Source organism: Aquabacter cavernae, assembly GCF_003993795.1.
GTDB classification, from domain to species: Bacteria; Pseudomonadota; Alphaproteobacteria; order Rhizobiales; family Xanthobacteraceae; genus Aquabacter; species Aquabacter cavernae.
On sequence record NZ_RWKV01000007.1, the window covers coordinates 98,301 to 121,363 of the forward strand.

The window sequence follows — 23,063 nt, forward strand, 5'->3', positions numbered from 1 at the left end:
ATGACGAAAACGGGCCTGCTCGCGGCTTGCCTCCTGCTCGCCTGTGCTCCCGCGCAGGCGGGCGAGCGGGTGGCTTCGCTCAATCTGTGCGGCGACGAGCTGGCCTTGCGTCTCCTGGACAAGGGGCAGGTGGCGTCCGTCACCTGGCTCGCGCGGGACCCGCGCGGTTCCAACGTGGCGGCGCTGGCGCAGGATGTGCCGGTCAATCGCGGGCTGGCGGAGGAAGTGGCGGCGGTGAAGCCGGACCTCGTGCTCACAGGCGCCTTCACCACGCGCACCACCAGCGCCATGCTGCATCGGCTCGGCGTGCCGATCCTGGAACTCAGCGTGCCCGCGACCCTGGCGGAGGCCTATGCCCAGATTGAGGAGGTGGCCGACCGCCTGGGCGTTCCCCAGCGCGGAGCGGCCATGGTGGCGCAGATGAAGCAGGCCTTCGCCGACCTTCCGCCGCCGCCAGCCCGTCGTCCCACGGCCATCGTCCTGCGCCCCAACGGCTTTGCCGCCGGGCGCGGCTCGCTGGCGGACGAAATCCTGTCGGCGGCGGGTTTCGACAATCTCGCCGCGCGCCTCTCGCCGGACCGCATGGGCCAGCTCACTTTGGAGGATGTGGTGGCGGCGGATCCCGACATGCTCGTGATCAATGCCTCCCCGGACTCGCCCCCCTCCCTGGCGGACGAATTGCTGCGCCATCCGGCGCTGGCGCATTTCGCGCAGGAGGGCCGCGTGGTGGCGCTGCCCCCGCGCCTGTGGGCCTGCGCCGGGCCGGAGCTGGCGGAAGCGGCCCGGCTCCTCGCTGCTGCGCGGGTGAAGGCCGCGCGCGAGATCGCAGTGCGCGGGGCGACAACCCGCGAAAGGCCCGTGCAATGACGCGCGCCACGACCGGCATTCCCATGACCGGCCTCGCACTGGGCCTCTGTGTCCTCATCCTCGCGCTCATGGCCGCATCCCTGGTCATCGGCCCGGTTCCCTTCGACATCTCCCATGCCTTGGCGGACCTTATGGCCGGGCGGCCGAGCCTGGAGGCCATGGTGCTGGCCGAGCTGCGCCTGCCGCGCGCCATTCTCGGGGCGGCGGTGGGCTTCAGCCTGGGCGTGACCGGCGCGGCGCTCCAGGGGCTCATGCGCAACCCGCTGGCGGATCCCGGCGTGGTGGGCGTTTCGGGCGCTGCGGCTTTGGGGGCGGTGCTGGCCTTCTATTTCGGCCTGTCTTCGGCTTTCGCTTTGGCCCTTCCCTTGGGCGGGCTGGCGGGGGCGGGGCTCGCCACGGCCTTCCTTCTCGTGCTGGCGCGGCGCGGTGCTGGCACGGCCACCTTGATCCTCGCGGGCGTGGCGCTCAACAGCCTCACGGGCGCGCTCACCGCCTTGGCGCTCAACCTTTCGCCCAGCCCCTATGCAGCGCTGGAAGTGGTCTTCTGGCTCATGGGCTCGCTCTCCGATCGCAGCCTCCAGCATGTGGCCCTGACCCTGCCATTCATGGTGCTGGGCTGGATCCTGGTGCTCGCCACCAGCCGGGCCATGGACGCGCTCACCTTGGGCGAGGACACGGCGCAGAGCCTCGGCTTCTCGCTTCCGCGCACCCGCCTTCTGGTGGTGGGGGGCGCTGCGGCGGCGGTGGGGGCGAGCGTTGCGGTGGCGGGGGCCATCGGCTTCGTGGGGCTGGTGGTGCCCCATCTCATGCGGCCCCTGGTGGGGCACCGGCCGGGCCGCCTGCTTCTGGTGAGCGGCCTCGCCGGGGCGGCGCTGACGCTGGGGGCTGATATCCTCGTGCGGCTCATTCCCACGCGGCCGGAGCTGAAGCTCGGCGTGGTCACGGCGCTCCTGGGCGCGCCCTTCTTCCTCCTGCTTCTGCGGCGCCTGAAGATGGAGGGGGAATGATCCTCGCCGCCCAAGACCTGACGCTGCGCCGGGGCGACGCCATCGTGGTGCGGGACCTTTCCCTCACCGCCCGGCCGGGCGCGATGCTGGGGCTGATCGGCCCCAACGGCGCGGGCAAGACGAGCCTCTTGCGGGCCCTGTGCGGGCTCGATCCGGTGGCGGCGGGTGTGGTCACCTATGACGGACGACCGGCGGCGGCCCTGGACCGGCGGACATTCGGGCGGGCGGTGTCCTATCTCGCCCAGAACGGGCGCATCCACTGGCCCATGAAAGTGGAGGAGGTGGTGGCGCTCGGCCGCCTGCCGCACGGCCCGGCCGAGGTGGATGCCGCCGCCGAACGGGCCATGGCGGCGGCGGACGTGCTTCCCTTGCGCGGGCGCACCACCGGCTCGCTCTCCGGCGGGGAGCGGGCGCGGGTCCTGCTGGCGCGGGCTTTGGCGGTGGAGGCGCCGGTGCTTCTGGCGGACGAGCCTGTGGCGGCCCTCGACCCCTACCATCAATTGCAAGTCATGGAAGCGCTGCGCGACGCGGCCCGGGGCGGGGCGACGGTGATCACCGTGCTCCACGACCTGACCCTCGCCGCCCGCTTCTGCGACCGTCTGCTTCTCATGAAAGGCGGCCGCGCCGTGGCGGAGGGCGCTCCCGATCTGGTCCTCGCGCCGGAGCGGGTGCGCGATGCCTATGGCGTGACGGTGGAGACCGGGACGCGCCAGGGCGAACCCTTCATCCTGCCCTGGCGCCGGAGCGATGCGGAGCACAAGCCATGACCGACACCCCCTTTATGCGCCTGCGGTTGGCCGCGCTGGACCCGCGCACGGGATGGAGCCTCGGCGTGTTCGGCGGCATCGCGGAATTCGTGCGGGCGCCGGACGAGCCGGTGGATATCGCCGAGGGCGAGGGGCGGCTCGACGTGGTGACGGAGCGGGGCGGCCTGCGCATCGCCGCGCATCCCGATGCGGTCCTCATCGATTACGAGATGCCCTCGCGCCACGAGGCCCGGCGCGTGCGCGCACTCGCCTGCTGCCTGCCGCAGATCCAGGCGGCACGGGCGGGGCGTGCCGTCATCACCGAGCTGGGGCCGGACGGGGACGCTCTGCGCGAAGCGGAGCGGGGCCATGTGCTGTTCGACCTGGGCATCGGCCTTGGCGCCGTGGAAGCCTGCGTGCGCACCGGCGTGCCGGACCTCATCGCCGCGCTGCGGGCGGTGGAGGGGCAGGACATGTTCGCGGCCCCCGGCCTCATGGGCGCCGTGATCGCCCACCAGCCGCACCGGGTCTTCATGTCGGCGCTGGGGCGCATCGAAGTCTACCAGCCCATTCCCCCGCCGGACGGCCGCAGCCCCGACGGGCCGCACACCCATGTGCTCCCCAAGCTCCTCGCCCACCGGCGCACCCATGCGGCGAGCATTCCCATCCCCGAAGGACTGGTCCCCTGCCTCTCCATCCATCCGCCCCATGATGGCGGGATGGGGCGGGCGTGAGGAGACAATCTTGAGTGCCGCATCATCTGGCGCTATATTGCGTCAGATTTTGTGGTTATCGGGAAAGGAGAAGGTCATGAGACTCGCGCAATATGCGGATCAGGGCCTGTTCGCGCCGCGCAAGATGGCCGACGCCTTCCGCACCACCAGCGAGGAGATCGCCCGCACCGCCGGTCTTGGGCGCGATGCGGTGCAGCGCAAGGATAGGGTGCGCTCGGACCGCACCCAAAGGCGCCTGCGCGAGATGGTGGAGATCATCAACAAGGTGGAGCCGCGCTTCGGCTCTACCCTGCTTGCCTATGCCTGGTACCGCTCCGAGCCGCTGCCCGGCTTCTCCGGCCAGACCGCCATGCTGCTGGTACGGGCGGGGCGGGCGGACGAGGTGCTGGACTATATCGACGCGGTGGATGCGGGCATCCACGCCTGAGGCGGTCCGGCATGCGCTATCGGGGCAAGCTCTATCGGGCCCTCAATCCAGTCCATGCGCGCGAGCCCTTGTCGGGGCAAGGCGCGGCGCTTTATGGCGGGCGCTTCAATCCGAAGGGCGTGCCCGCGCTCTATACGTCGCTCTCCATTCTCACGGCGATCCGGGAGGCCAATCAGGTGGGCGATCTCCAGCCCACCACTTTGGTCTGCTACGACGCGGACATCGCCGCCGTGCTGGATGGCTGTGATCCGCAGGTACTGCATTCAGTAGGCATGACGCCCGCCGATCTCGCCGATTCTACCTGGCGCGACCAGATGCGGAACAAGGGCGAGGCGCGCACGCAGGCTCTTGCCCGCCGCCTCATGAGCGAGGGGTATCACGGCCTCCGCGTGCCCAGCTTCGCGCGTGGCGCGCGGCCGGAGGATGTGAACCTCGTCCTATGGGCCTGGGGAGCCGCGCCGCATCAGCTCATTCTGGTGGATGACGAAGGGCGCCTGACACGGTGAGGCGTCAGTCTTTCGCCGCCAGATCGAGGCCCATCTGCCAGAAGTCGGCCTCCAGGCGGGAGGCGGCGCCGAAAAGAGACGCGAGGTCCGCGAAGCGGCTTTCGGTCATGGCGCGGGCGGCGAGATGGTCCAGATGGCGCCGGGCGGCCTGGGCCACCTGCTGATAGCCGTCTCCCGCATATTCCCCGATCCAGTCGCGATAGGGGTGGGTGTCGAGCCCGCCGGGGATTTTAGCGGCCAGCGCGCGGCCGATTTCCGCATAGCCGACCACGCAGGGCGCCAGCGCCACATGCAGGTCCAAGAGGTCGCCCGCCGCGCCGCAATCCAGCACGAAGCGGGTATAGGCGACGGTGGCCTGATGCTCGTGCGCGGCGTCCATCTGCGCGCGCGTCAGGCCCCAGCGGGCGCACAGGCGCACATGCAGCTCGGTCTCGCTGAGAATGGCGGCCAGCCCATCCTGCGCCGCGCGGATGTCGGCCAGGGTGCGGCTCTTATAGGCGGCCAGCGCATAGGCGCGGGCGAACTGGATGAGGAACAGATAGTCCTGGACGAGATAGGCGCGGAAGGCAGCTTCCGGCAGCGTGCCGTCGCCGAGCGCGCGCACGAAGGGATGGTCCACATAATCGGCCCAGTCCTCGGTGCGGGCGGCCTTGAGCCGGTCGAACACGTCCATGGACCCCTCCGGGAGCAGATGTCTTCAAGGCCAGCGCGGCGGACCTAGAGCATTTCCGAGCGAAGTGTGAAGCGGTTCGCGTGAAGGAAATGCGTAAAAAACAAAGAGATAGAGTGTTTCAGCGTCTCCATGAAAGGCTGAAACACTCTAAGGCCACCGCGCCGAAAGGCTCAGAGCTTGTATTCGTAGAGCAGGCGGGCGCGGATGGTGCCGTCCAGCGCCCGGATGTCCGAGAGCACGGCCTGGGTGTCCGCCGCCGAGGCGTCGGCGTCCAGAACCACGTAGCCCACGTCCCCATAGGATTCGAAATACTGCGCGGCGATGTTCACCGAATGGCGCGCCAGAACCTCGTTGAGCCGCCCCAGCATGCCCGGCACGTTGCGCTGGACATGGATGAAGCGCGTGCCCAGGGGGCGGGCGGGAAGCTGGACCTGCGGGAAGTTCACCGCGCCCATGGTGGAGCCGGTGTCGCTGTAATCCACCAGCTTGCGGGCCACCTCGGCGCCGATGCGCTCCTGCGCCTCCTCGGTGGAGCCGCCGATATGCGGGGTGAGGATGACGTTGTCGAGGCCCTGGAGGGGCGAGACGAAGCGCTCGTTGTTGGAGCCGGGCTCCACGGGGAACACGTCCACGGACGCGCCGCGCAGCTTGCCGGACTTCAGCGCATCGGCCAGCGCGTCGAGGTCCACCACCGTGCCGCGCGCATTGTTGATGAAATAGGCGCCGTCCTTCATGGCGGCGATCTCGTCGGCGCCGATCATGTTGTGGGTGGCGGCGGTTTCCGGAACGTGCAGGGTGACCACGTCGCTCTGCCCCAGCAGATCGTAGAGCGAGGTGGTGGCCTCGGTATTGCCGTGGCGCAGCTTGTCGGTGTGATCGTAATAGAGCACCCGCATGCCCATGGCCTCGGCCAGGTTCGAGAGCTGCGAGCCGATATTGCCGTAGCCCACGATGCCCAGCGTCTTGCCGCGCACTTCGTGGCTGTTGTTGGCGGACTTGTCCCAGCGGCCCTCATGGGCGGCGTTGGAGCGGGTGATGACGCGGCGCAGCATCATCACGATCTCGCCGATCACCAGTTCCGCCACGCTGCGCGTGTTGGAGAAGGGGGCGTTGAACACCGGGATGCCGTGCACCCGGCACGGGTCCAGTTCCACCTGGTTGGTGCCCACGCTGAAGCAGCCAATGGCGATCAGCCGGTCGGCGGCCTCCAGGACTTCCTGGGTGATGTGGGTGCGCGAGCGGATGCCCAGGATATGGACGCCCTTCACCGCTTCCTTCAGCGCCTCGCCGTCCAGCGCCTTGGGCAGCCGGGTGAGGTTGGTGTAGCCCGCGTTCGTCATCAGCTCGACGGCGCTGTCATTGACGCCTTCGAGCAGCAGCACCCGGATCTTGTCCTTGGCGAGCGAGAGGTGCGGCGCATGGATGTGGCTGTGGTGCACGATACCGACGTCCTTCGGCGATGAATGGCGGCAGGACGGGATTTCCCGGCCCAGCCGCTGCGGCTGATCCTGCCCCCGGATTCCACGGCCCGGGGGCGGCGCGAAATTAGCGTTTTTGCAGCCGACGTCCAGGCATGCCGACGCGCGGGTGGCATGCGGGCGGGCGGGGGCTCTGTTGCCCCAGCGTCATGTTCGCGCGCAACACCTTGCCCGGACAGGCGCGCCGCGCGGGTTTGCCCGTCAGGCGCGGGCGGCGAGGATGGCGCGGGCGCGGATGCGCACCGGCTCGTCCACCATGGCGCCGTCCACGGCGGCGGCGCCCTCGCCGCTGGCCAGCACCCGCTCGGCCCAGGCGATGTCCGCCTCCGAGGGGCGGAAGCCCGCGCGGATGGGGGCGATCTGCCGGGGGTGGATGGCCAGCTTGCCGGTGAAGCCCAGGTCCCGGGCATAGCGCGCATCGTCGGTGGCCTCGGCCCCGTCGTCGATGCGTGTGGTCACGCCGTCGATCGGAGCGGCGATACCGGCGAGGCGGGAGGCGAGCACCAGTTCCGAACGGGCGGCGAGCAGCGCCTCGCGCACATGGGCGCAGCCGAGGTCCGCGCAGAAGTCCACGGAGCCGAACGCCACGCGCGTTACCGCCGGATGGGCGGCCAGCGCACGGGCATTGGCAAGGCCCAGTGCGCTCTCCACCAGGGCCACCAGTGGGATATGCGGCCCGATGGCGGCGGCGACGGCATCCAGCGTGGCGGTTGTCTCCGCCTTGGGCAGGAGGAGGGCGGCGGGCTTCAGCCGCGCCACGGCGGCAAGGTCCGCCGCGTGCCACGGCGTGCCGGCGGCATTCACGCGCACCAGCACGGGCAGGTCGGTGAAGTCCGTGCGCAGCGCGTCGCGGGCGGCGTCCTTGGCGGCGGGGGCGACGGCGTCCTCCAGGTCGAGGATCACCGCGTCGGGCGCGGCGGCGGCGGCCTTGGCGAAGCGTTCCGGCCGGTCGCCGGGGACGAACAGGGGAACGATGAATGCGAGCGCGCTCACCAGCCTGCCTCCGCCATCATGCCGAACGGGCCGCTCGGCCTGGAGGTCCAGAGCTTCAGGCCCACCTCCGTCGCGTCCGCATTCAGCAAAACGGGCGCGTTGTCGAACAAAGGCGAGAGGCCCCGGAAGGAGAAGCGGGCGGGCGGGGCGCCGTGGATCTCCGCCGCATGGCGCAGCAGCAACGTCGCCTGCAGGGGGCCATGGACGATGAGGCCCGGATATCCCTCCACCTGCGTCACATAAGGATAATCATAATGGATGCGGTGGCCGTTGAAGGTCAGCGCGGAATAGCGGAACAGGAGCGGGGCGGAGGCATCCACTTCGCGCACATGCGCACCCGCCGGGGCGGGTTCCGGGGCGGCCTTGGCGGGCGCGCCGTCGAGCCCGCGATAGACGATGTCCTGCCGCTCGGTGAGGAGGGGGCGGCCCTCGGCGGAGATGCGGTGGAGCACCGTGACGAAGCACAAGGTGCCCGTGCGGCCCTCCTTCACCTCCACGCTCTCGATGCGCGAGGCGCGCTGCACCACGTCGCCCACGCGGACATCGTCGTGGAAATCCAGATGCCCGCCCGCCCACATGCGGCGGGGCAGGGGCACGGGCGGCAGGAAGCCGCCGCGCGCGGGATGCCCGTCCGGCCCCAATGCGCTCATGAGCGCCACCGGCTGGGCGAGGCACCAATGGATCAGGCGGGGCGCGGCCTCGCCCGGCTGCGGCGCGCCGGGCGCCGCGTCGAAGGTGGCGCGGAACTGGCGCACCTTCTCGGGCGTCAGCACCTCGCTCGCCACCTCTTCCCGGCCGATCCAGCCGCGCAGATGGTCGATGTCCAGCCGTTCGGGCTCGCTCATGTGCAAAGGTCCCCGTCAGAAGGAGCGCGGCAGGCCGAGCACATGCTCGGCCACATAGGAGAGGATCAGGTTCGTGGAGATGGGCGCCACCTGATAGAGCCGCGTCTCGCGGAACTTGCGCTCCACGTCATATTCGCAGGCGAAGCCGAAGCCGCCGTGGAATTGCAGGCAGGCATTCGCCGCCTCCCAGGAGGCCTTGGCCGCGAGATATTTCGCCATGTTGGCCTGTGTGCCGCAGGGCTGGTGCGCGTCATAGAGGCGGCAGGCCTCGAACCGCATGAGGTTCGCCGCCTCCACCTCGATGAAGGCTTCCGCGATGGGGAATTGCACGCCCTGGTTCTGGCCGATGGGGCGGCCGAACACGGTGCGCTCCTTGGTATAGGCGGTCACCTTGTCGATGAACCAATAGCCGTCGCCGATGCATTCCGCCGCGATGAGCGTGCGCTCCGCATTGAGGCCGGTGAGGATATATTTGAAGCCCTGGCCTTCCTCGCCGATGAGGTTCTCGGCGGGGATTTCCAGATTGTCGAAGAACAGCTCGTTGGTCTCGTGGTTCACCATGTTGAGGATGGGGCGCACCGTCATCCCGCTCTTCATGGCCTCCTGGATGTCCACGATGAAGATGGACAGGCCCTCGGACTTCTTCTTCACGTCCGCCAGGGGCGTGGTGCGGGCCAGCAGGATCATGAGGTCCGAGTGCTGGACGCGGCTGATCCACACCTTTTGGCCGTTGATGACGTAGCGGTCGCCCTTCTTCACCGCCGTGGTCTTGATCTTGGTGGTGTCGGTGCCGGTGGTGGGCTCGGTGACGCCCATGGACTGCAGGCGCAGTTCGCCGGCGGCGATCCGCGGCAGGTATTTCTGCCGCTGCGCTTCCGAGCCGTGCCGCACCAGCGTGTTCATATTGTACATCTGGCCATGGCAGGCGCCGGAATTGCCGCCCGCCCGGTTGATCTCCTCCATGATCACGGAGGCTTCCGTGAGCCCCAGGCCCGAGCCGCCATATTCCTCGGGGATCAGGGCCGCCATCCAGCCCGCCTTGGTGAGGGCGTCCACGAAGGCTTCCGGATAGCCGCGCTCCTCGTCCACCTTGCGGTGATATTCGGCGGGGAACTCGGCGCACAGCGCGCGCACCGCATCGCGGATGTCCTGGAACTGGTCGCTTCCGACGGTCTGCATAATCCTGGGGTCCTTGGGTCTTTTCGTTCTGTCGTTCGCCGCTGTGCGGGCGGGCTCAGGCGAGCGCGAAGCGCTTGGCCGTGGAGAGGGCGAGCATCTGCGCGCCGAGGGCGCGGGCCTGCGCCTCGCCCATGACGGGGGTGGCAAGCGTCATGAACTTGCCGGTGAGCGCCGCATCGTCCGGGAAGGTTTCCGGCTCGCCGGACGGGTCGGGAATATCAGCCTCGAACACGCCCTTCGCGGTGGTGACACGCAGCAGCGCGCCGAAGGGATGGGGCCGGTCTTCCAGGCGTGGATCGGCGGTCACCTCCACCCGGTCCGCCAGCGCGTCCAGGGCGGCATCGCCCAGGCGCCGGTAATCGTCCCAGCCGAAGCTGCCCTGGTCCAGCGCCACGGCGGCGGTGAAGGGCATGGAGAACTGCCCCGCCACCACCGTGCGCGCCCGGCGCTTCTCATCGATGGGTGCGCCCGTGAGCGTGATGCCGTTGGGGTGAAGGCCGATCTCCACCTTCTCGATATCGGCGCCGGACAGGCCGTTGCGCGTGCGCATGGCGAGAAGGCCGTCGAGGGCGGCGTGGGTGTAGCGGCAGGAGGGATAGGGCTTCAGGCCGATCTTCATGGTCTCGTAGACGGTGCCAAGGTCGCGCACCGCGAGCGCCATGTCCACGTCGTCCGAATAGCCCTTCAAGAAGCCGTGCACGCCTTCGATGGCCTGCGCGGCGCCCTTGAAGCCTTCGGCGGCCAGCAGCGCGGCCATGAGGCCGTTCATGGCGGCCGCGCCCACCTGGTAGCGCTTGTTCCACGCGCCGTTCACCAGGAACTGCAGCGAGCCCGCTGCCTGGCTGCCCGCGACGCCATAGGCGCAGGCGATGGCATCCGCATCCAGCCCCATGACGCGCCCGGCCGCCGCCGCCGCGCCGAACGTGCCCGCCGTGGCGGTGGGGTGGAAGCCGCGCCCGTAATGCTTGGCGGGATCGAGCGCGACGCCGAGCCGGCAGCACACCTCATAGCCGGCGATGATGGCGGCCACCACGTCGGCGCTGTCCGCCCCGGTCATCTGCGCGGCGGCGAAGGCGGCGGAGACCACGGGCGCGCTCGGGTGGAGCGAGCTTTCCGCGTGGGTGTCGTCGAAATCCAGCGAATGGCCGAAGGCGCCGTTCAGCAAAGCAGCGGCGGCGGGGGCATAGGTGCGGGTATCGCCGATGACGGTGCAGGGACCGGGCCCGTCGAAACCGGCCTTCTTCACCAAGGCGCGCAGGGCCGGGGAGGATTCCGCCTCGGCCCCGCCGCGCGCCACATTGCCCACGAAGTCGAGGATCAGCCGCTCGGCCCGCGCCACCACCTCGGCGGGCACATGCTCCAGGCGAAGCCCGGCCGCATAGGCGGCCAGCGTGCGCGTTTCGTCCGTCATTCCAAATACCTCACCGCGTGCGTGGCATTCGGCGGGAGCGGAGCGGGCGGTGCTCCGGCGCACGGGCAAAGCCGAGCGGCCGCGCGGAGGCGCCCGTCTCCCGCCGGGAGAAAGGGAGGCTCACACTGGCAGCAAAGGGGGGAAAGCAGAAATACCGTTTTGCGCTGGCCCGCAGAGGCTTGAGTTATGGCGCGGGTCGGGCGGGCGCCATAACATTCCCATATGCCACCTAGGCTTCACTTATATTTGTATTCTGATCCGCGCGCGGCGACCTTGCACCGGAACGATAATTTCCGGGAGTCCGGCACGCACCATGCCGGTGGCCGGGAGCGGGAAGAGCGCAGGGGACGTCGCCCAGATGCAACATGATCTTGAAGGCCTGTTCGTGGTTTCGGTCGAGCAGGCGGTGGCCGCGCCCTATGTGTCCGGGCGGCTTGCGGACGCGGGCGCCCGCGTCATCAAGGTGGAGCGGCCGGAGGGCGATTTCGCGCGCAACTACGATTCCCTCGTGCATGGCGAGAGCGCCTATTTCGTGTGGCTCAACCGGGGCAAGGAATCCATCTGCCTGGACCTGAAGGACGCGGCCGACGCGGCGCTGCTGGGCGCCATGCTGGAGCAGGCGGACGTCTTCATCCAGAATCTCGCCCCCGGCGTCATCGACCGGCTCGGCTTCGCTCCGGACGAATTGCGCCGCCGCAATCCACGCCTCATCACCTGCTCCATCTCTGGCTATGGCGATGAAGGCCCGTATCGCGACCTGAAGGCCTATGACCTTCTCGTACAGGCGGAGAGCGGCCTGTCCTCCATCACCGGCAATGCGGAAGGCCCCGCGCGCGTCGGCGTGTCGGTGTGCGACATCGCGGCGGGCATGACGGCCTTCCAGGCGGTGCTCCAGGCGCTCATCGGGCGCGAGCGCACGGGGGAGGGGCGGCACATCTCCGTGTCGCTCTATCATGCGCTGTCGGACTGGATGAACGTGCCCTATCTCCAGTACGCCTATGGCGGCAAGGTGCCGGACCGGGCGGGCCTCAACCATCCCACCATCGCCCCCTACGGCGCCTATGTCTGCGCGGACGGGAAGGCGGTGCTCTTCTCCATCCAGAACGAGCGGGAATGGGCCAATTTCTGCGCCGACGTGCTGGGCGATGCCTCCGTGGCGGCGGATGTGCGCTTCGCCGGCAATAGCGCGCGGGTGGCCAACCGGGCGGCGCTGGATGTCATCGTCAACGGGGTGTTCGGCGCCCATCCGCGCGACGAGATGGTGGCGCGGCTGGAGAAGGGGCGCATCGCCTATGGTCGCGTGAGCACCATGGATGACGTGGCCCAGCACCCCCAGAATCGCTATGTGACCGTGGACACGCCCACAGGCCCCGCGCGGATTCTCGCGCCCGGCGCGCTGGTGAACCACACCCTTCCCCAGTTCGGGCCGGTGCCCGCGCTGGGCGCCCAGACAGCGGCGGTGCGCGCGGAATTCGCGCCCGCCCTCGCAGCCTCAGAGTGAGCGCGCCCATGGCACGGCCCGCGGGCACCGCGCTGGATGTGATCCGCGAATGGCTCGGGCCGCTGGAGGGGCGCAGCCTTCTCGATATCGGCTGCGGTGGCGGCGTGCTCACGGGGCGGCTGGCGGCGGAGGGGGCGCGCATGAGCGGCGTCGATCCGGCGCCCGAGGCGGTGGCGGCGGCCCGCGCCGCGCTGCCGGGCGCGCGTTTCGAGGCGGCGGGGGGCGAGGCATTGCCCTTTGAAGACGGCGCGTTCGATGCGGCGATCTTCGTCAATTCCTTCCACCATGTGCCGCTCGACGCCATGGGCAGGGCGCTGCACGAGGCGCTGCGGGTCTCGCGCGGCCCGGTTCTGATCATCGAGCCGTTGGCGGAGGGGGCCTTCTTCGAGGCCATGCGGCCGGTGGAGGATGAAACCGTCATCCGCGCCGCCGCGCTCGCCGCCCTCGCGGCGGCGATGGAGGCGGGGGAGATGCACATCGCGGCGTCCCTGACCTATGACGATGTGCGGCGCTTCCCGGACGTGGAGGCGTTCCTCGCCAAGGTGGTGTCCGTGGACCCCGCGCGAGCGCCGGTGGCGCGCGCGGTGGCGCCGGAGGTGGCCGCCCTCATGGCCCGCTGGGGCACGCTTGAGGACGGCGCCATCCGGCTCAACCAGCCCCACACCGCATTGCTGCTGAAGCGGGGAACTGCGCCCTCATAACTTTTTGCCGGACAACCTGCGCTCGACTATAGACAAAACGTCTATGGGAGGGTGCGTCCGGTTATGGACCTGCGGCAGCTTCGGTATTTCGTGACCATCGTGGAGGAGGGGTCCTTCTCCAAGGCGGCCTATCGGCTGCGCGTGGCTCAGCCCGCGCTGAGCCAGCATGTGCGCAACATGGAGATCGACCTCGGGGTGGAACTGCTGTTCCGCAGCCCCCAGGGCGTGCGCCCCACCGAGGCGGGCGAGACGCTGGTGCGCCATGCGCGCCTCATGCTGGGCCAGATGGAGGTGGCGCGCGAGGCGGTGCGCCTCGGCCAGGTGGAGCCGGAGGGCGAGGTGCGCTTCGGCATGCCCGGCACCGTCAGCCAGATGCTCTGCGTGCCGCTGCTCAGCGAGGCGCGGCGGCGCTATCCCAAGATCAAGCTGCGCGTGGCGGAGGCCATGAGCGGCTTCGTTCTCGACTGGCTGCGCGAAGGCAAGATCGACCTCGGCATCCTCTATCGCTCGGTCTCCGACCGCACGCTGGAGGCGCGCCATGTGCTCTCCGAGGATCTGTGCCTGCTCGGCCCCGCCGCCCCCATGGACCGGCCCCACCCGCCGGAGGGGCCGGTCTCCTTCTCCGATGCGGCGGGCCTCACCCTTATCCTGCCCAGCCTTGGCCATGGCCTGCGCGATCTCATCGAGGAGCGGGCCTTGTCGGAGAGTGCCTATCTCAACACGGTGATCGACATCGACACCTACGGGCAGATCAAGCTGCTGGTGGCGGGCGGGCTTGGCTATTCGATCCTGCCCGGCGCGGCGATTCGGCCCGAGGTGGAGCAGGGGCTCCTGCGCGAATGGCCCATGGGCAAGCCGGTCCTGTCCCGCGATTTGTTCCTGGTGCGCCCCTCCTCGCGCCCGCTCTCCAACGCGGTCCGGGCCATCGAGAAGCTGGCCCATGTGATGCTCATCCGGCTGGTGCGCGAGGGCGCATGGCCCGCCCGCCTCGCGCCCGGCCAGGACGAAGCCATCGCCGAAGAAGATGGTGCAGTGCGATAGAGTTTTTCGCTATGACGTCCAGGCTAAAATAGTCTTTTGAGATGGAGGGTCAGGAAACCAAGATGCGCCGGTTCCCAAACCGGGAAGAAAGAATTGCGGTCGCAAGACCGAATTGGGAGGAAAACCGATGATGCTACGTCGCTTGGCAGCGGCAGCGGGCCTGTCGCTGCTCGGACTATTTCCTGCATTGGCTCAAGAAAAGCCTGCGGAACTGCGCATCGGAATCACCACTTACACATCCGGTGCTGCGTCTGTATTTGGTATACCTGCCCGCGACGCGGCCGAGATGTTCGCGTCCGAGATCAATGCGCGCGGCGGCGTGCAGGGCGTGCCGGTGAAGCTGTTCTTCGTGGACGAAGGCGCCGGCATCGAGACCCTGATGACCGAGTATCGCCGCCTCGTGCAGGACCAGAAGGTGGACGTGATGTTCGCCTCCATCTCCTCCGGCGTGTGCAACAAGATCGCCCCGCTCGCCGAGGACCTGAAGGTCGTCAACTTCATGTGGGATTGCGGCACCCAGCGCATCCTCGAAGACGACAAGTATAATTACGTGTTCCGCACCCAGGCCAACGCCACCCCCGAAGTGATGGCGCCGCTCCTGTACCTGCTGAAGGTGAAGCCGGACTTCAAGACCATCGCCGTGGTGAACCAGGATTATGCCTGGGGCCGTGACAGCTGGGCCATCTTCTCCCAGGCCCTCAAGGTGCTGAAGCCCGACGTGAAGGTCGTGGCGGAGTTCTTCCCCAAGTTCGGCGCCGCCGACTTCTCCACCGAGGTCTCGCGCCTGCTGGCGCTGAAGCCGGACGTGATCCTCTCCACCTCCTGGGGCGGCGACCTCGACACCTTCGTGCGCCAGGCCAACCAGCGCGGCCTGTTCAAGTCCTCGCAGTTCGTTCTGCCGCTGGCGGAATCCTCCCTCCAGCGCCTGGGCAACGACCTGCCCGAGGGCGTGATCGTGGGCGGTCGCGGCGACCATTACTTCCTGCATCCCGAGCGCATCGGCGACGCCAAGTTCCGCACCTTCATGGACGCCTTCAAGCAGAAGACCGGCGCCTATCCCATCTATCCGGTGTTCCACATGGCCCAGGCCTTCTCCGCGCTGGAGGCGGTCTATGCCAAGGCGGTGACGGCCAATGGCGGCAAGTGGCCGAGCCATGAGCAGGTGGCGAAGGCCATGCCGGGCCTGACCTTCCAGGCGCTCGGCCGCCCCATCGAGATCCGGGCCGATGGCCAGGGCATCGAGGACCAGCTGGTGGGCACCACCATCCGCACCCCGAAGTATAATTTCGACGTGCTGGACAACATGATGATCTTCCCGGCCTCCAAGATCATGCCGGCGGTGGGCGAGAAGTCCGAGGCGTGGATCAGCGGGCTGAAGCCCGACATCCTCAACATCAAGGTCGATACCTTCAAGCACGCCGACTGATCCCCGACCCGCGGACCCAACGGGCGCGGCCATGTCGCCGCGCCCGCATCGGAAGCTGAACCCATGTCCTTCGACACCATCGTGCTCGCCGTCTGCGACGGCGTGGCCTATGCCTCCCTGGTCTTCCTCGTCGCCGTGGGGCTGACCTTCATCTTCGGCGTGCTGGGCGTGCTCAACATCGCCCATGGCAGCTTCTATGCGCTGGGCGCCTATACGGCCGTGAGCGCGGGAATCTTCCTGACCAAGGCGGGCTTCAGCCCCTGGCTGACCTTCCCGGCCCTGTTCGTGGCGGCGATCTTCATCGGCGCGGTGCTGGGCGGGCTCATGGAGAAGCTGCTGCTCCAGCGCATCTACGACAAGGAGCAGGTGCTCCAGATCCTCGTCACCTTCGCCATCTTCATGATCCTGGAGAATGTGCAGCGGCTGATCTGGGGCGTGCAGCCCTATTTCATGTCCGAGCCGCTCCAGCTCCTGGGCAACATCTCGCTGTTCGGCATCAGCTACACCGCCTACCAGACGCTGTTCCTGCCGGCGCTGGCGGTGATCGTGCTGCTGGGCCTGCGCTACTTCCTGCGCCACACGGCGGCGGGCGCGCAGATCCTCGCCGTGACCGAGGACCGGGAGGCGGCGAGCGCCATCGGCATCGACGCCCAGAAGGTCTACTTCGTCACCTTCATCGCAGGCGCCACGCTGGCGGCGCTGGGCGGGGCGCTCGCCGCGCCCACCACCTCGCTCATGCCCGGCATGGGCGCCGAGATGATCGTCCTGTCCTTCGCGGTGGCCGCCACCGCCGGCCTCGGCCAGATCGAGGGTGCCGCCGTCGCCGCGCTCATGATCGGTCTCGGCCGCTCCCTGGCTGTCTATCTCGCTCCCGAATTCGAGGTTCTCGTGCCCTATATCCTCATGGTGGGGGTGCTCATCTTCCGTCCCAGCGGCCTGTTCGGCGCGCCTCAGCTGCGGAAGATCTGACATGGCCCTGCGCGCAATCCTTCTCGTCCTGCTGGTGGCGGTTCTCGCGGCGGTGCCGCTGTTCGCCGCCTCCTCGCAGACCTTCCTCGCCATCGTCTTCGCCAAGAGCGTGGCGGTGCTGGGTCTCCTGCTCCTGCTCCAGGCGGGGCAGGTGTCCTTCGGCCACGGCATGTTCTTCGCCACCGGCGCCTATACGGTCGCCTTCCTCGGCCGCAGCATGGGCGGCGGAGACCTCGCGCTCCTGCTCGCCGCCAGCGTCGTCACCTCGGCGGTGCTCGGCCTGCTGGTGGGGCTGTTCGTGGTTCGCTACCGCTACATCTTCTTCGGCATGCTGAACCTTGCCTTCTCCATGGTGCTCTATTCCATCCTGGAGAAGTTCTTCCACCTCACGGGCGGCTCAGACGGCCTGCGCATCCGCCGCCCCACGGCGTTCGGCTTCACGTTCGACCGGGCGCAGTTCGACATGGTGCTCTACTACTCGACCTTCGCCATGGCCTTCCTCGCCGCCTATCTCGTGTGGCGCTACCTGCGCAGCCCGCTGGGCCAGGCGCTGAAAGCCATCAAGACCAACGAGACGCGGCTTGAATATATCGGCCTGTCCGCGCGGTTCGTCATGCTGGTGGGCTATGTGATCTCCGCCGTGCTGTGCGGCGTGGGCGGGGCGTTCCTCGGCGTCATCCAGGGCATCGCGACCCCGGAATACAGCTATTGGACACGCTCGGCCGAGTTCGTGTTCATCGCCATCCTGGGCGGCGTCGGCCATGTGGCCGGGGCGCTCACCGGCACCTTCGTCTACGAGGCGGTGCGCACCTATGCGGCGGCCTTCGTGGCGGACAGCTGGCAGATGATCCTGGGCTTCGTGCTGCTGGCCATCATCCTCAAGGCGCCCTCGGGCATCGTCGGCCTGGTGGAGGGCTTCACCGCCCGCCGCCGCAAGGCCGAGGCGTCCGCCCTCACCGTGGAGGCCGCCCGATGAGCGAGGCATCCCACCCCATCCTGCTCCAGGCCCGGGGCCTGGAAATCCGCTTCGGCGGCGTGATCGCGGCCAACGGCATCGATCTCGACGTGCGCGGCGGGGAAAACCTCGCCATCATCGGGCCGAACGGTGCGGGCAAGACCACCTTCCTCAACATCTGCACCGGTTATCTGCGGCCCAAGGCCGGGACGGTGCGGTTCGAGGGCAAGGAGATCACCGCCCAGCCGCCGCGCGACATCACCCGGCTCGGCATCGCCCGGGCCTTCCAGATCCCGCAGCTTTTCTCCGACCATACGGTGCTGGAGAACATGCTGCTGGCCGCCGCCTCCCGCCAGCGCCGGTTCAATCTTCTCCAGCCTCTCGGCCGCATCGCTGAGAAGGACGAGATGCTTGAGCTGCTGGACCTCGTGGGCTGCGCCGGGGACCGCGACAAGCGCGCGGGCGACCTGCCGGAAGGCCATCGCAAGCTGGTGGATATCGCGGTGGCGCTGGCGTTGAAGCCCAAGCTCCTCCTCATGGACGAGCCCACGTCGGGCGTCGCCAGCGCGGACAAGTTCGAGGTCATGGAGATCCTCGTCTCCGCGCTCGCCAAGGCGAAGGTCGCCTCGGTCTTCGTCGAGCACGACATGGACATGGTGCAGCGCTATGCCGGCCGCGTGGCGGTCTGGAGCGCGGGCAAGATCCAGCGGCTCGGTCCCCCCTCTGAGGTGCTGGAGGACCCCGAGGTCATCCGCACCGTGATCGGAGTGTGAGCATGCTCATCCTTGATCAGGTCAGCGTCTCCTTCGGCACCGTGCCGGTGCTGCGCGGCGTGTCCTTCGCCCTGAAGGAGGGCGAGGCGGTGGCCTTTGTCGGCCGCAACGGCGCGGGCAAGACCACCACGCTGCGCACCATCATGGGCTTCACCCGCAATGGCGGGCGGATCACCTTCGACGGCCACGACCTTGCGGGCGTCGCCGCCCATCTGCGGCCGGGCCTCGGCATCGGCTATGCGCCCGAGGACCGGCGCCTCTTCTCCCGCTTCGGCGTGGAGGAGAACATCCTGCTGCCCGCCCAGGTGGCGAAGCTGTCGGCGGCGGAGACCAAGCGCCGCCTCGACCGCGTCTACCATATCCTTCCCGAGCTGAAGGAGATGGCCAAGCGCCCGGCGGGCTCGGTCTCCGGCGGACAGGGCAAGATGGTGGCGCTGGGCCGCGCGCTCATGCTCGCCACCCGCCTCGTGCTGCTGGACGAGCCCTTCCAGGGCCTCGCCCCGGTCCTGGCGAACCGCTACGCCGAGGCGCTGCGGCGCCTGCGCGACACCGACCCGAGCCTCGCGCTCATCATCACGGAATCGAACCCCCACCTCCTGCGCAGCTTCGCCGAGCGGACCATCACCATCGAGCGCGGCGAGATCGCCCAGGACGTGCGTAACGAAGGATTGGCCGCATGAACCAGCACGCTCCCCACCAGCACGCGCCCATCACGCCCGCCAAGGGCGTCTTCATCAACAATGCCTGGCGCCCGGCGGCGTCGGGCCGCGTGGTGGATGTCTATGCCCCGGCCGAGGGCCGGGTGTTCGCGCAGATCGCGGCGGGCACCGCGGCTGACGTGGACGCGGCGGTGAAGGCCGCCCGCCATGCGGTGGAAGAGGGGGCCTGGAGCCGCCTGTCCGCCACCGAGCGCGGCCGCCTGCTCTCCAGGTTCGCGCAGATCATCACGGATCATGCGGAGGAGCTGGCGCTGCTGGAGGCCCGCGACACCGGCAAGCCGCTGAAGCAGGCCCGCGCCGACATGGTGGCCACCGCCCGCTATTTCGAATTCTACGGCGGCGGCGCCGACAAGCTGCACGGCGAGACCATTCCGTTCCTCAACGGCTATTTCGTCCCCACCGAGCGCGTGCCCCATGGCGTGACCGCGCACATCATCCCCTGGAACTATCCCGCCCAGATGTTCGGCCGCACCATCGGCCCGGCGCTGGCGGTGGGCAATGCCACCGTGGTGAAGCCCGCCGAGGATGCCTGCCTCACGCCGCTTCGCCTCGCGGAACTGGCCGTGGAAGCGGGCTTCCCCGAGGGCGCCATCAATATCGTGCCGGGCCTCGGCGAGGAGGCGGGCGCGGCCCTCTCCGGCCATCCCGACATCGACTTCATCGCCTTCACCGGCTCGCCGGAAGTGGGCACGCTGATCCAGATGGCCGCTGCCCGCAACCATATCGGCTGCACGCTGGAACTGGGCGGCAAGTCGCCCCACATCCTGTTCGCGGACGCGGACCTTGACGCCGCCATTCCGGTGATCGCCAACACGGTGGTCCAGAATGCCGGCCAGACCTGCTCGGCGGGCTCGCGCCTGCTGGTGGAGCGCACGGTCTATGAGGAGGTGGTCTCCCGCCTCAACGCGCGGTTCGCGACGCTTCGCGCGGGTTCGCCGGAAATGGACCTGGATCTCGGCCCGGTCATCAACGCCAAGCAGAAGGAGCGCGTGGAAAGCTTCTTCGCCAAGGCGGCCGAGGACGGCGTGGGCGTGGTGGCGGAAGGCCAGGTGGCCGAAGGGGTGCCCGCGGGCGGCTTCTACGTGACGCCGCGCGTCTACGGCCCCGTGCCGCGCGACCATATCCTCGCCACCCAGGAAGTGTTCGGCCCGGTTCTCTCCGTGCTGCCCTTCGATGACGAGGCGGACGCGGTGCGCATCGCCAACGGCACCGAATTCGGCCTCATGGCGGGCGTCTGGTCCACCAACACGTCCCGCGCCATCCGCGTCGCCCGCAAGGTGAAGGCGGGGCAGGTCTATGTGAACGCCTATGGCGCGGGCGGCGGCATCGAGCTGCCGTTCGGCGGCATGAAGAAGTCCGGCCACGGCCGCGAGAAGGGGTTCGAGGCGCTCTACGAGTTCTCGACCCTCAAGACCATGATCATCAAGCACGACTGATCCCTCGAAGGCCCGCCTGCGCGGGCCTTCGACCCCGCCCGCGTGTCGGGCGAAATCCGTTCCCAAAAACCACCTGAAGAACCACCCGCATCCGGTTCGGGGACCGGGGCCGCTGGCATGAGGAAACAGTCCCAATGCGTCTTTCCGGCAAATCCGCGCTCGTCACGGGCGCCGCCTCGGGCTTCGGCGCCGAGATCGCCCGCGTCTTCGCCCGCGAGGGGGCGAAGGTCACCATCGTGGACCTCAATCTCGACGGGGCGCAGAAGGTGGCGGCCGAGATCGGCGCCGCCGCCATCGCCGTGCGCGGCGACGTGACCAGCCGCGCGGATGTGGAAGCCTCCGTCGCCGCCGCCATCGCGCATGGCGGCAAGCTGGACATCGTCATCAACAATGCCGGCTGGACCCACCGCAACAAGCCGCTCCTCGAAGTGACCGAGGAGGAGTTCGACAAGGCCTATTCCATCAACATGAAGTCCATCTTCCACATGATCCACACCGTGGTTCCGGTCATGACCGGCCAGGGCGGGGGCGTGGTGGTGAATGTGGGCTCCACGGCGGGCATCCGGCCGCGCCCCGGCCTCACCTGGTACAACGCCACCAAGGGCGCGGTGAACCTCGCCACCCGCTCGCTGGCGGTGGAACTGGCGCCGCAGAAGATCCGCGTGAACGGCGTCGCCCCGGTCATGGGCGCCACCGGCCTGCTGGAGAGCTTCATGGGCGTGCCGGACACCCCGGAGAACCGCGCGCGCTTCATCGCCACCATCCCGCTCGGCCGCCTCTCGGAGCCGAAGGACGTGGCCAATGCCTGCCTCTATCTCTCCTCCGACGAGGCGGAGTTCATCACCGGCGTCATCCTTGAAGTGGATGGCGGCCGCACCATCTGACAGTTCGACCTCCCGGTGCCTCGCCCCGCCGCGTCAAACCGGCGGGGCGCTTTTGTTTGACACCAGAAGCCCGTGAGTTTGACTCATGGGCTTATGGTGAAGCCCGCGCGGCACTTGAGCGTCAACCCTCTCGGCACCGGTCAAAGACCGGTGCCGTTGGTATGAGACATGCTTTGCGGGGCGCCCCGCCCGTGGAAAAATCCGGACAGCGTCCGGGAAGGAGACAAGCCATGCATCCCACCGTCGTCATCGCCGGAGAGGATGTGATCGCGAGCGTCGCGGACGCGCTGCAATACATCTCCTATTTCCATCCGGCCGATTATATCGCCCATCTGTCGCGCGCCTATGAGCGCGAGAAATCCCCCGCCGCGCGGGACGCCATCGCGCAGATCCTGCTGAATTCCCGCATGGCCGCGTTGGGGCGGCGGCCCATCTGCCAGGATACCGGCCTCGTGGTGGCGTTCGCCGAAATCGGCATGGACGTGCGCATCGATGCCGAGACCGGCTTCGAGGACCTGATCCACGAAGCGGTGCGCCGGGCCTATCTGGATGCGGACAATCCGCTGCGCGCCTCCATGGTGGGCGATCCCCTGTTCGCGCGGCGCAACACCAGGGACAACGCCCCCGCCGTGGTGCACACCCGCCTCGTGCCCGGCCGCACCCTCACCATCACCGTGGCGGCGAAGGGCGGCGGCTCGGAGAACAAGGCGCGCTTCGTCACGCTGGATCCCGGCGCCAGCGTCGAGGACTGGGTGCTGAAGACCGTGCCGAAACTGGGCGCGGGCTGGTGCCCGCCGGGCGTCATCGGCCTCGGCATCGGCGGCTCGGCCGAGAAGGCCATGCTCATTGCCAAGGAGGCGCTGCTGGAGGAGATCGACATGACCGAACTCCTCGCGCGCGGTCCGAACACCCAATTGGAGGAGATGCGCATCTCCCTTTATGAGCGCATCAACGCGCTGGGCATCGGCGCGCAGGGGCTGGGTGGGCTTACCACGGTGGTGGATGTGAAGATCGCCACCTATCCCACCCATGCGGCCTCCAAGCCCGTGGCCCTCATTCCCCAATGCGCCGCCAACCGCCATGCCACCATCGTCCTCGACGGCTCCGGCCCGGTGCGGCTCGACCCGCCGGACCTGTCCGCCTGGCCGCAGATCGTGCGGGATGCGGCGGACGGGGAGGCGCGGCGGGTGAACCTCGACAGGCTGACGCGCGAAGAGGTGGCCTCCTGGCAGCCGGGCGAGAAGCTGCGCCTCAATGGGCGCATGCTCACCGGGCGCGATGCCGCCCATGCGCGCATGTCCGACATGCTGGCGCGCGGCGAGGCGCTGCCCGTGAGCCTTGCGGGACGGGTCATCTATTATGTGGGCCCCGTGGACCCGGTGCGCGGCGAGGCGGTGGGCCCGGCGGGGCCGACCACGTCCACCCGCATGGACCGCTATACGGACGAGATATTGGGCACCGGCCTTCTCGCCATGGTGGGCAAGGCGGAGCGGGGGCCTGCGGCGGTAGAGGCTATCGCGCGCCACAAGGCGGCCTATCTGATTGCCGTGGGCGGGGCGGCCTATCTGGTCTCCAAGGCGGTGAAGGCGGCGCGCGTGGTCGCCTTCGAGGACCTGGGCATGGAGGCCATCTACGAATTCGAGGTGGAGGACATGCCCGTCACCGTCGCCGTCACCGCCGAGGGGGATTCGGTGCACAGGACCGGCCCGGCCTATTGGCGCGCCCGCATCGCCGAGGGCGTTTAGGCGCCCTCGCGCGGAGCGGCAGTCGCGCGGGGTGTGCTATGCACGTC

The 23,063-nt window shown here is 68.8% G+C and carries 23 protein-coding genes; 17 read left to right on the forward strand and 6 right to left on the reverse strand.

Features of this window, described 5'->3' with window-relative positions; translation table 11 throughout:
* The 6 genes from EJJ38_RS04705 (at position 1) to EJJ38_RS04730 (ending at position 4,287) form a co-directional block, all read left to right on the forward strand.
* Positions 1-867, forward strand: coding sequence for an ABC transporter substrate-binding protein (locus EJJ38_RS04705; protein ID WP_127088971.1), 867 nt, complete (start codon positions 1-3; stop codon positions 865-867).
* Positions 864-1,874 carry a FecCD family ABC transporter permease gene (locus EJJ38_RS04710; RefSeq protein ID WP_127088972.1) on the forward strand — a complete coding sequence of 337 codons (1,011 nt, stop codon included), beginning with the start codon at positions 864-866 and terminating at the stop codon, positions 1,872-1,874. Before EJJ38_RS04705 ends, EJJ38_RS04710 begins: the two co-directional genes overlap by 4 nt.
* Positions 1,871-2,641: an ABC transporter ATP-binding protein gene (locus EJJ38_RS04715; protein ID WP_127088973.1), complete on the forward strand. Its 771-nt coding sequence runs from the start codon at positions 1,871-1,873 to the stop codon at positions 2,639-2,641. Before EJJ38_RS04710 ends, EJJ38_RS04715 begins: the two co-directional genes overlap by 4 nt.
* The gene (locus EJJ38_RS04720) at positions 2,638-3,354 is read left to right on the forward strand and encodes a DUF6925 family protein (RefSeq protein ID WP_127088974.1); all 717 of its coding nucleotides are present in this window, start codon (positions 2,638-2,640) and stop codon (positions 3,352-3,354) included. Before EJJ38_RS04715 ends, EJJ38_RS04720 begins: the two co-directional genes overlap by 4 nt.
* A 76-nt stretch (positions 3,355-3,430) precedes the next feature.
* A complete protein-coding gene (locus tag EJJ38_RS04725) occupies positions 3,431-3,781 on the forward strand; it encodes an antitoxin Xre/MbcA/ParS toxin-binding domain-containing protein (protein WP_127088975.1) in 351 nt (116 codons plus the stop codon).
* Positions 3,782-3,792: 11 nt separating this feature from the next.
* Positions 3,793-4,287 carry an RES family NAD+ phosphorylase gene (locus tag EJJ38_RS04730; RefSeq protein WP_127088976.1) on the forward strand — a complete coding sequence of 165 codons (495 nt, stop codon included), beginning with the start codon at positions 3,793-3,795 and terminating at the stop codon, positions 4,285-4,287.
* Between the two features lie 4 nt (positions 4,288-4,291).
* Here the strand turns inward: EJJ38_RS04730 and EJJ38_RS04735 are convergent, their stop codons facing one another.
* From EJJ38_RS04735 to EJJ38_RS04760, 6 genes are all read right to left on the reverse strand, one after another.
* Positions 4,292-4,960 carry a TenA family protein gene (locus EJJ38_RS04735; protein WP_127088977.1) on the reverse strand — a complete coding sequence of 223 codons (669 nt, stop codon included), beginning with the start codon at positions 4,958-4,960 and terminating at the stop codon, positions 4,292-4,294.
* A gap of 170 nt (positions 4,961-5,130) precedes the next feature.
* Entirely contained in the window at positions 5,131-6,399 is a 1,269-nt protein-coding gene (serA, locus tag EJJ38_RS04740) for a phosphoglycerate dehydrogenase (protein ID WP_245454111.1), read from the reverse strand.
* A gap of 240 nt (positions 6,400-6,639) precedes the next feature.
* Positions 6,640-7,434: an HpcH/HpaI aldolase/citrate lyase family protein gene (locus EJJ38_RS04745; protein ID WP_245454113.1), complete on the reverse strand. Its 795-nt coding sequence runs from the start codon at positions 7,432-7,434 to the stop codon at positions 6,640-6,642.
* Positions 7,428-8,276: an HTD2 family dehydratase gene (locus tag EJJ38_RS04750; protein WP_127088979.1), complete on the reverse strand. Its 849-nt coding sequence runs from the start codon at positions 8,274-8,276 to the stop codon at positions 7,428-7,430. Before EJJ38_RS04750 ends, EJJ38_RS04745 begins: the two co-directional genes overlap by 7 nt.
* A gap of 15 nt (positions 8,277-8,291) precedes the next feature.
* Positions 8,292-9,455 carry an acyl-CoA dehydrogenase family protein gene (locus EJJ38_RS04755; RefSeq protein WP_127088980.1) on the reverse strand — a complete coding sequence of 388 codons (1,164 nt, stop codon included), beginning with the start codon at positions 9,453-9,455 and terminating at the stop codon, positions 8,292-8,294.
* Positions 9,456-9,510: 55 nt separating this feature from the next.
* Positions 9,511-10,866, reverse strand: a complete 1,356-nt coding sequence (locus EJJ38_RS04760) for an MmgE/PrpD family protein (protein WP_127088981.1) — start codon at positions 10,864-10,866, stop codon at positions 9,511-9,513.
* A gap of 358 nt (positions 10,867-11,224) precedes the next feature.
* Here EJJ38_RS04760 and EJJ38_RS04765 point away from each other — a divergent pair, with 358 nt between their 5' ends.
* The 11 genes from EJJ38_RS04765 (at position 11,225) to EJJ38_RS04815 (ending at position 23,016) form a co-directional block, all read left to right on the forward strand.
* Entirely contained in the window at positions 11,225-12,367 is a 1,143-nt protein-coding gene (locus tag EJJ38_RS04765) for a CaiB/BaiF CoA transferase family protein (protein ID WP_127088982.1), read from the forward strand.
* An 8-nt stretch (positions 12,368-12,375) separates the two neighbouring features.
* Complete coding sequence (locus EJJ38_RS04770) at positions 12,376-13,068, forward strand: class I SAM-dependent methyltransferase (protein ID WP_127088983.1); 693 nt, start codon at positions 12,376-12,378, stop codon at positions 13,066-13,068.
* Positions 13,069-13,131: 63 nt separating this feature from the next.
* Positions 13,132-14,109: a LysR family transcriptional regulator gene (locus tag EJJ38_RS04775; protein ID WP_127088984.1), complete on the forward strand. Its 978-nt coding sequence runs from the start codon at positions 13,132-13,134 to the stop codon at positions 14,107-14,109.
* A 130-nt stretch (positions 14,110-14,239) separates the two neighbouring features.
* Positions 14,240-15,535 carry an ABC transporter substrate-binding protein gene (locus EJJ38_RS04780; protein ID WP_245454114.1) on the forward strand — a complete coding sequence of 432 codons (1,296 nt, stop codon included), beginning with the start codon at positions 14,240-14,242 and terminating at the stop codon, positions 15,533-15,535.
* Positions 15,536-15,598: 63 nt separating this feature from the next.
* Positions 15,599-16,504, forward strand: coding sequence for a branched-chain amino acid ABC transporter permease (locus EJJ38_RS04785; RefSeq protein ID WP_127088986.1), 906 nt, complete (start codon positions 15,599-15,601; stop codon positions 16,502-16,504).
* A 1-nt stretch (position 16,505) separates the two neighbouring features.
* A complete protein-coding gene (locus tag EJJ38_RS04790; RefSeq protein WP_127088987.1) occupies positions 16,506-17,480 on the forward strand; it encodes a branched-chain amino acid ABC transporter permease in 975 nt (324 codons plus the stop codon).
* Positions 17,477-18,232 (forward strand): ABC transporter ATP-binding protein, encoded by a 756-nt coding sequence (locus EJJ38_RS04795; RefSeq protein ID WP_127088988.1) that lies wholly within the window; start codon positions 17,477-17,479, stop codon positions 18,230-18,232. Before EJJ38_RS04790 ends, EJJ38_RS04795 begins: the two co-directional genes overlap by 4 nt.
* Before the next feature lie 2 nt (positions 18,233-18,234).
* Entirely contained in the window at positions 18,235-18,912 is a 678-nt protein-coding gene (locus EJJ38_RS04800; RefSeq protein ID WP_127088989.1) for an ABC transporter ATP-binding protein, read from the forward strand.
* Entirely contained in the window at positions 18,909-20,387 is a 1,479-nt protein-coding gene (locus EJJ38_RS04805) for an aldehyde dehydrogenase family protein (protein WP_127088990.1), read from the forward strand. Before EJJ38_RS04800 ends, EJJ38_RS04805 begins: the two co-directional genes overlap by 4 nt.
* A 134-nt stretch (positions 20,388-20,521) precedes the next feature.
* Positions 20,522-21,271 carry a glucose 1-dehydrogenase gene (locus tag EJJ38_RS04810; protein ID WP_127088991.1) on the forward strand — a complete coding sequence of 250 codons (750 nt, stop codon included), beginning with the start codon at positions 20,522-20,524 and terminating at the stop codon, positions 21,269-21,271.
* Positions 21,272-21,501: 230 nt separating this feature from the next.
* Entirely contained in the window at positions 21,502-23,016 is a 1,515-nt protein-coding gene (locus EJJ38_RS04815; RefSeq protein WP_127088992.1) for a fumarate hydratase, read from the forward strand.
* Positions 23,017-23,063 lie beyond the last annotated feature (47 nt).

Bases quoted from the DNA above. Each gene is read 5' to 3' on its own strand.
- EJJ38_RS04770 (WP_127088983.1), top strand. From the start codon at position 12,376: ATGGCACGGCCCGCGGGCACCGCGCTGGATGTGATCCGCGAATGGCTC.
- EJJ38_RS04765 (WP_127088982.1), top strand. From the start codon at position 11,225: ATGCAACATGATCTTGAAGGCCTGTTCGTGGTTTCGGTCGAGCAGGCG.
- EJJ38_RS04775 (WP_127088984.1), top strand. From the start codon at position 13,132: ATGGACCTGCGGCAGCTTCGGTATTTCGTGACCATCGTGGAGGAGGGG.
- EJJ38_RS04790 (WP_127088987.1), top strand. From the start codon at position 16,506: ATGGCCCTGCGCGCAATCCTTCTCGTCCTGCTGGTGGCGGTTCTCGCG.
- EJJ38_RS04725 (WP_127088975.1), top strand. From the start codon at position 3,431: ATGAGACTCGCGCAATATGCGGATCAGGGCCTGTTCGCGCCGCGCAAG.
- EJJ38_RS04715 (WP_127088973.1), top strand. From the start codon at position 1,871: ATGATCCTCGCCGCCCAAGACCTGACGCTGCGCCGGGGCGACGCCATC.
- EJJ38_RS04735 (WP_127088977.1), bottom strand. From the start codon at position 4,960: ATGGACGTGTTCGACCGGCTCAAGGCCGCCCGCACCGAGGACTGGGCC.
- EJJ38_RS04760 (WP_127088981.1), bottom strand. From the start codon at position 10,866: ATGACGGACGAAACGCGCACGCTGGCCGCCTATGCGGCCGGGCTTCGC.
- EJJ38_RS04705 (WP_127088971.1), top strand. From the start codon at position 1: ATGACGAAAACGGGCCTGCTCGCGGCTTGCCTCCTGCTCGCCTGTGCT.
- EJJ38_RS04785 (WP_127088986.1), top strand. From the start codon at position 15,599: ATGTCCTTCGACACCATCGTGCTCGCCGTCTGCGACGGCGTGGCCTAT.
- EJJ38_RS04730 (WP_127088976.1), top strand. From the start codon at position 3,793: ATGCGCTATCGGGGCAAGCTCTATCGGGCCCTCAATCCAGTCCATGCG.
- EJJ38_RS04795 (WP_127088988.1), top strand. From the start codon at position 17,477: ATGAGCGAGGCATCCCACCCCATCCTGCTCCAGGCCCGGGGCCTGGAA.
- EJJ38_RS04810 (WP_127088991.1), top strand. From the start codon at position 20,522: ATGCGTCTTTCCGGCAAATCCGCGCTCGTCACGGGCGCCGCCTCGGGC.
- EJJ38_RS04800 (WP_127088989.1), top strand. From the start codon at position 18,235: ATGCTCATCCTTGATCAGGTCAGCGTCTCCTTCGGCACCGTGCCGGTG.
- EJJ38_RS04755 (WP_127088980.1), bottom strand. From the start codon at position 9,455: ATGCAGACCGTCGGAAGCGACCAGTTCCAGGACATCCGCGATGCGGTG.
- EJJ38_RS04750 (WP_127088979.1), bottom strand. From the start codon at position 8,276: ATGAGCGAGCCCGAACGGCTGGACATCGACCATCTGCGCGGCTGGATC.
- EJJ38_RS04805 (WP_127088990.1), top strand. From the start codon at position 18,909: ATGAACCAGCACGCTCCCCACCAGCACGCGCCCATCACGCCCGCCAAG.
- EJJ38_RS04780 (WP_245454114.1), top strand. From the start codon at position 14,240: ATGCTACGTCGCTTGGCAGCGGCAGCGGGCCTGTCGCTGCTCGGACTA.
- EJJ38_RS04720 (WP_127088974.1), top strand. From the start codon at position 2,638: ATGACCGACACCCCCTTTATGCGCCTGCGGTTGGCCGCGCTGGACCCG.
- EJJ38_RS04815 (WP_127088992.1), top strand. From the start codon at position 21,502: ATGCATCCCACCGTCGTCATCGCCGGAGAGGATGTGATCGCGAGCGTC.
- EJJ38_RS04710 (WP_127088972.1), top strand. From the start codon at position 864: ATGACGCGCGCCACGACCGGCATTCCCATGACCGGCCTCGCACTGGGC.